6 protein-coding genes are annotated in these 6,409 nt (G+C 62.9%); all 6 read left to right on the plus strand.

Annotated features, from left to right (window positions below; all coding sequences use genetic code 11):
* The coding region (locus EOA79_RS28295) for a replication-associated recombination protein A (protein WP_164893977.1) at positions 1 to 1,036 on the plus strand (1,036 nt) is incomplete at its 5' end.
* A 200-nt stretch (positions 1,037 to 1,236) separates the two neighbouring features.
* Positions 1,237 to 2,067, plus strand: coding sequence for an aspartyl/asparaginyl beta-hydroxylase domain-containing protein (locus EOA79_RS28300; RefSeq protein WP_095825449.1), 831 nt, complete (start codon positions 1,237 to 1,239; stop codon positions 2,065 to 2,067).
* Positions 2,068 to 2,189: 122 nt separating this feature from the next.
* On the plus strand, positions 2,190 to 3,176 hold the full coding sequence (locus EOA79_RS28305) for an RluA family pseudouridine synthase (protein ID WP_095800675.1): 987 nt from the start codon (positions 2,190 to 2,192) through the stop codon (positions 3,174 to 3,176).
* Between the two features lie 41 nt (positions 3,177 to 3,217).
* Entirely contained in the window at positions 3,218 to 4,093 is an 876-nt protein-coding gene (locus tag EOA79_RS28310) for a DMT family transporter (RefSeq protein ID WP_067321630.1), read from the plus strand.
* 10 nt (positions 4,094 to 4,103) lie between these two features.
* The gene (locus EOA79_RS28315) at positions 4,104 to 4,895 is read left to right on the plus strand and encodes an ATP12 family chaperone protein (RefSeq protein WP_095780451.1); all 792 of its coding nucleotides are present in this window, start codon (positions 4,104 to 4,106) and stop codon (positions 4,893 to 4,895) included.
* Positions 4,896 to 5,067: 172 nt separating this feature from the next.
* Positions 5,068 to 6,409 (plus strand): MFS transporter (locus tag EOA79_RS28320; protein ID WP_128293497.1); only part of this gene is annotated, 1,342 nt, incomplete at its 3' end.

The raw sequence follows: 6,409 nt of genomic DNA on the forward strand, positions 1-6,409 counted from the left end.
CGCCGACCTGAAGAAAGTGTTCGAGGCAGCAAAACTGCGCCGGACCAATGGCCGCCAGACGCTGCTCTTCGTCGACGAGATCCATCGCTTCAATCGTGCCCAGCAGGATGGTTTTTTGCCGGTCATGGAAGACGGCACGGTGGTGCTGGTCGGCGCCACGACGGAGAACCCATCCTTCGAGCTGAACGCGGCGCTTCTGTCCCGCGCGCGGGTGCTCGTCTTCCGCTCGCTGGACGAGGAGAGCATCGCCAAGCTGCTGGAGCGGGCCGAGGCGACCGAGGGCAGGGCGCTGCCGCTCGACGACGAGGCGCGGGCCATGCTGATCCGCATGAGCGATGGCGACGGTCGTGCCTCGCTGACGCTCGCCGAGGAGGTCTGGCGCGCCGCCAAGCCGGGCGAGGTGTTTGGGCCCGAAGGCCTGCAGCGCGTCATCCAGCGTCGCGCGCCGATCTACGACAAGGGCCAGGACGGCCATTACAACCTGATCTCGGCGCTGCATAAATCGGTGCGCGGCTCGGATCCGGACGCTGCGCTGTATTACCTCGCCCGCATGTTCGATGCCGGTGAGGATCCGCTCTATCTCGGCCGCCGGCTGGTGCGCATGGCGGTGGAAGATATCGGGCTTGCCGATCCGCAGGCCCTGGTCGTCGCCAATGCCGCAAAGGACGCCTACGATTATCTCGGCTCGCCCGAGGGCGAACTCGCCTTCGCCGAGGCCACCGTCTACCTCGCCACCGCGCCCAAGTCGAATGCCGTCTACACCGCCTTCAAGGCGGCGACACAAGCGGCCAAGGAATTCGGCTCGCTGCTGCCGCCCAAGCACATCCTCAACGCGCCGACCAAGCTGATGAAGGAAGAGGATTACGGCGCCGGCTACCGCTACGACCACGACGAGCCGGATGCCTTTTCCGGCCAGGACTATTTCCCGGAAAAGATGGGCCGCCGCACTTTCTACGATCCGCCCGAGCGCGGCTTCGAGCGCGAGGTCAAGAAGCGGTTGGAATACTGGGCAAAGCTGCGCAAAGAGCGGGAATAGCCGCTTCCGCGACTCGGCGGGCCCTTGGCGGCGAAGCTTCGTCGGCATGACAGCAAAGTCGAGATGCTGGCGCGATCGTGAGCGGGCAAACCTGTTCCAGATTGTGCCGCGTCATGAAAAATCCTATGAAGGCGCACGGCTGGCGGGGGTCGCCGTGATTTGGCTCATGCGAACAGGATCGCGCTCCCAAGCGAAAGACTATGACAAAGCAAACCCGTAAGACTCTTCGTCAGGCTGCTATCGCAGTCCCGCTTCTCGCGCTTGGCTTTTATTTTATCCCGATCCTGACCACGATCTGGATCGTCTGCGGCCTGATCGACGTGATGCGCAATGCAAACAAGGATCTGTCGTTGTTCCGCGGCTATTTCCTCGGCAACGGCATCTTCACCTGGCTGCTGTCGCCGTTCAACCTTTTGGTCGACCTGCTTTGCTATCGGAACCCGGGCGTATGGAAGCTGGAGCAGTTCCCTGCAGACTATCAGCGCGAGGTCAACGAGGTTCTCGACGTCTTCAAAGCTCGCAAGAACGAGATCATCGCCGATATCGACGCCAATTTCGGCACCGGTCGGCGCGGCATGTATGTCTATCAGTGGTATGGCAAGCACAAGATCGACAACGTCGCGGAATTCAACAAGGACTTCAAATACATCAAGACCATCGCCGTCTCAGTCTTCAGAGGCAAGGAATCGACTTCCTGGCATTTCGGGCCGCTGCGGCTCAGCCTGCGCATCCTCTACAACCTGTTGCCGGTCAAGGCTGAGATTTTCGTCGAGTGCAACGGCGCCAGGAACTACTGGCACGACAACCCGCTTTACATTTTCGACGACACGCTGCTGCACCGTTCAGTGAACGAATATGACGGACGCCGCTACTGCGTGTTCATGGATATCATCCGTCCATCGCCATTCCCCGGCCTGATCGCCAACCTTCTCGCCATCGTCTCGGTCAGCGTCGAGCGCGTCAATTCCATGTTCTACAAGAACTGGAAGATGATCGGCTCGTCCAAGGCCAAGAAGGCGGCCGCAAACTGAGGCGTCCGCGCCCGCGGCTGCGCAACGCTCTTTGGCGCGATCTTTGTCCGTTGTTGGGTCTTTGGCTCGCAACCTCTCTGCCTTAGTGCTATGGCGCCGCTTTCAACCGGAAAAGCGTAACCATGGCAGGTGTCGAACAAATCACGGTGGAGGCTGGCGAAGCGGGCATGCGGCTCGACCGCTGGTTCAAGGTCCATTATCCGGGCCTCGGCTTCGGTCACCTGCAAAAGCTCTTGCGCTCGGGCCAGGTCCGCGTTGATGGCGGCCGCGTGAAGGCCGACACGCGCGTCGAGCCCGGGCAGACCGTGCGCATTCCGCCGCTCGAAGTCGACAAGAAGGGCGACGCCCCGCTCACCGGCCATTCGATCCGCAACCAGGGCGATGCCGATGTGCTGGCCAAGATGCTGCTGCACGAGGACCCGAAGGTCTTCGTCTTCAACAAGCCTGCCGGGCTTGCCGTGCAGGGCGGCTCCGGCGTCACGCGCAATGTCGACGACATGCTCGAGGCCTGGCGCAACCAGAAGGGCGAGAAGCCGCGCCTCGTCCATCGCCTCGACCGCGACACTTCCGGCGTGCTGGTCGTTGCCCGCACCCGCCTTGCCGCGATGAAGCTGTCGGAAGCGTTCCGGGCGCGCGAGACGAAGAAAACCTATTGGGCCTTGGTCAAGGGCGTGCCGCCGAAGCGCGAGGACAAGATCTCGACCTGGCTGGTCAAGGAGGCGACGCCGGACGGCGACCGCGTGCGCATCGCCAAGCATGGCGAGAAGGGCGCCGACCATGCCGTTTCCTATTACCGCGTCGTCGAGCAGGCGGCGCAGTCGCTGTCCTGGCTGGAAATGGAACCTTATACCGGCCGCACCCACCAGCTTCGCGTCCATGCCGCCCATATCGGCTGCCCGATCATCGGCGATCCCAAATATTTCGAGGCCGACACCAATTGGGAGTTTCCCGGCGGCATCCAGAACCGCCTTCATCTTCTCGCGCGCCGCATCGTTATCCCGCATCCAGACCAGGGCGTCATCGATGTTACCGCGCCGATGCCGCCGCATATGCGCCAAAGCTGGAACTTGCTCGGCTTCGATGAGCAGAGCGCGGAGGACGACAATTGAGCGGTGCTGCCGATACATTCGGCCGACGCGACGCGGTCGACATGACCGCGGCCGCCATGATGGTCGGGCTGACATTGTCCTGGGGCCTGAACTACGTCGCCGCCAAGGTCTCCTATGCCGGCTACGATCCGGTCTTCGTATCGATCGCGCGCTCGATCATCGGCGGGCTGTGCGTTCTCGGCTGGTGCCGGTTGCGCGGCATCAAGCTGTTTGAAGCGGATGGGACGCTCAGCGCCGGTATTGTCGTCGGCGTGCTCTTCGGCGTCGAGTTCCTGTTTCTCTATATCGGGCTGGAATACACGACCGTCGCTCGCAACACGCTCCTGGTCAACACCATGCCGTTCTGGGTCCTGATCGGCGGCCATTTTTTACTCGGCGAGCGCATCAACGCGCGCAAGCTTGGGGGCCTCGTGCTTGCCTTCTGCGGCCTTTTGGCCGTGTTCTCAGACGGCATCTTCGCCGGCAATGACGCGACGCTGACGGGCGATCTGCTCAGTCTTGGCTCGGGCATCCTGTGGGCGTTGACCAGCATCGTCATCAAGCGATCGAAGCTGGTCGAAACCAGCGCCGAGAAGCTTCTGCTCTATCAACTCGCGGGCGCCGCCGTCGTCGGTGCCCTTGTGATGCCGTTCGCCGGCCCGCCGATCCGCGAAATCGCTGCATTGCCGACACTGGCATTGATGTTCCAGTCTTTCTATATCGTCGCTTTCACCTATGTTTTGTGGTTCTGGCTGCTCACGCGCTATCCGGCGGCAGGCCTGTCCAGCTTCGCCTTCCTGTCGCCGGTGTTCGGTGTTCTGTGCGGCGCCGTGCTTTTGGGCGAGCCGCTGACGATCAGGATCTTCCTGGCACTGGGCCTGATCGCGGCCGGGCTGATCATCGTCAATCGGCCGTCGCGCAAGCAGGTCCCAGCGTAAGGAGTTCGAGATGCGCGACATCCTCAACGACCTCGAAGCGGGAAAGCAGCTTTCAGATCCCGATCCGGTGCGCCGCGCCCAGATCCAGATGAAGACGCCGCTGCCGAAGCGCTTCTACAAGGCGGTTTCGGTAGTGCCGGTCGAAGGCGGTTTTGCCGTCCATCTGGACGGCAGGCCGGTCCGCACGCCGGGAAAGGCGCTGCTGGTGTTGCCGACTGAAGGAGCCGCGACGCTGGTTGCTGACGAATTTTCCGCCCAGCGCGAGATCATCGACCCTGTGACCATGCCGGTGATGCGCCTTGCCAACACGGCACTCGACGGTGTGGCCAGCGACCCGCAAGCGGTGCTGGAGGATGTCCTGCGCTTCGCTTCGTCGGACCTGCTTTGCTACCGAGCCGATGGCCCGCAGGGGCTGGTAGACCGTCAGAACAGGCTCTGGGATCCGGTTCTCGATTGGGCAAGAAGCAACCTCGGCGTGCGCTTCAACCTCGCCGAAGGTGTCATCCATGTCGAGCAGCCGCGCGAGACGATCGCCGTCCTTGGCGCTCATCTTGCCCAGCGCGCCGAGCCGCTGCGTCTGGCCGCGATCCACGTCATGACCTCGCTGACCGGCTCAGCGCTGCTGGCGCTTGCCGTCGACTTCGGCGAGCTCGACGGCGAGGAGGCCTGGGCCGCCGGCCATGTCGACGAAGACTGGCAGATCGAGCACTGGGGCCAGGATGCCGAAGCCGTCGCGCGCCGCTCCGCCCGCAAGCGCGACATGATGGCGGCAGTCAGCCTGCTTGAGGCGCTCAAAGCCTGAGCTCCGCTTCGCATTGCATCTAATACCAAAGTCATAATCCCATCGTCGCGGTGCCTTTCCGGGGCGCTTTCTGCCATTTTTTCCTTCGTTGGCCGCGTTTTTGAGTCCGAGGAATTGCGGACGGTGGCGCGCAGCCATCGAGGACAGACGGGATCCACGGGAGGATATATCAATGGCAATGGCATCGACCGCCGGCGGAAAAAGCCGCGGCATGACGCGGGAGGAAAAGAAGGTCATCTTCGCCTCCTCGCTCGGTACCGTTTTCGAATGGTACGATTTCTATCTTTACGGTTCGCTGGCCGCCTTCATCGGCGCGACCTTCTTCAGCCCGACCATCCCCGAGGCGACGCGCAACATCTTCGCGCTGCTGGCTTTCGCCGCCGGCTTCCTCGTCCGTCCCTTCGGCGCGCTTGTGTTCGGCCGCATCGGCGACCTCGTCGGCCGCAAATACACCTTCCTCGTCACCATGACGATCATGGGCCTGTCGACCTTCCTGGTCGGCCTGCTGCCCGGCTATGCCAGCTGGGGCATCGCGGCACCGGTGATCCTGATCGGGCTTCGCATGCTGCAGGGGCTGGCGCTTGGCGGCGAATATGGCGGTGCCGCAACCTATGTCGCCGAGCACGCGCCGGACGATCGCCGCGGCTTCTACACCTCCTGGATCCAGACGACGGCAACGCTCGGCCTATTCCTGTCGCTGATCGTCATCCTCATCGTCCAGGGTTCGCTCAGCAAGGAAACCTACGCTGCCTGGGGCTGGCGCATTCCCTTCATCGTCTCCTTCCTGCTGCTTGCCATCTCGATCTGGATCCGGCTGTCGCTTTCGGAGTCGCCGACCTTCCAGCGCATGAAAGAGGAGGGCAAGGGCTCCAAGGCGCCGCTGTCAGAAGCCTTCGGCCAGTGGAAGAACGCCAAGATCGCACTTCTGGCGCTGCTCGGCCTCACCGCAGGCCAGGCCGTGATCTGGTACAACGGCCAGTTCTACGCGCTGTTCTTCTTGCAGAACGTGCTGAAGGTCGACGCGTGGTCGGTCAACGTCATGATCGCGATCGCGCTTGCCGTCGGCTCGATCTTCTTCGTCGTGTTCGGCTGGCTGTCCGACAAGATCGGCCGCAAGCCGATCATCATGGCCGGCCTTGCTTTGGGAATCGTCTGCACCTTCCCGCTGTTCAAGGCGCTGACCTGGGCCGCCAATCCGGCGCTGGCCACCGCACAGCAGAACACGCGCGCGACGGTGACCGCGGCACCCGGCGACTGCAGGTTCCAGTTCAATCCGGTCGGCACGGCGAAGTTCACGACATCCTGCGATATCGCGACCTCGTTCCTGACCAAGAACTCGGTGCCTTACGACGTCGTTTCGACCGCGGCACCCGGCACGGCCGCCACGGTCAAGATCGGCAACGAGACGGTGCAGTCCTATGACGCCGTCGCCGCCGGCGATCAGGCCAAGGCCAAGGAGGCCGCCTTCCAAAAGGCCGTCAACATGTCCCTGCAGGATGGCGGCTATCCGCTGA

It is taken from the genome of Mesorhizobium sp. M1A.F.Ca.IN.020.03.2.1 (assembly GCF_004023205.1).
GTDB lineage: Bacteria > Pseudomonadota > Alphaproteobacteria > Rhizobiales > Rhizobiaceae > Mesorhizobium.

Bases quoted from the DNA above. Each gene is read 5' to 3' on its own strand.
- EOA79_RS28305 (WP_095800675.1), top strand. From the start codon at position 2,190: ATGGCAGGTGTCGAACAAATCACGGTGGAGGCTGGCGAAGCGGGCATG.
- EOA79_RS28300 (WP_095825449.1), top strand. From the start codon at position 1,237: ATGACAAAGCAAACCCGTAAGACTCTTCGTCAGGCTGCTATCGCAGTC.
- EOA79_RS28310 (WP_067321630.1), top strand. From the start codon at position 3,218: ATGACCGCGGCCGCCATGATGGTCGGGCTGACATTGTCCTGGGGCCTG.
- EOA79_RS28315 (WP_095780451.1), top strand. From the start codon at position 4,104: ATGCGCGACATCCTCAACGACCTCGAAGCGGGAAAGCAGCTTTCAGAT.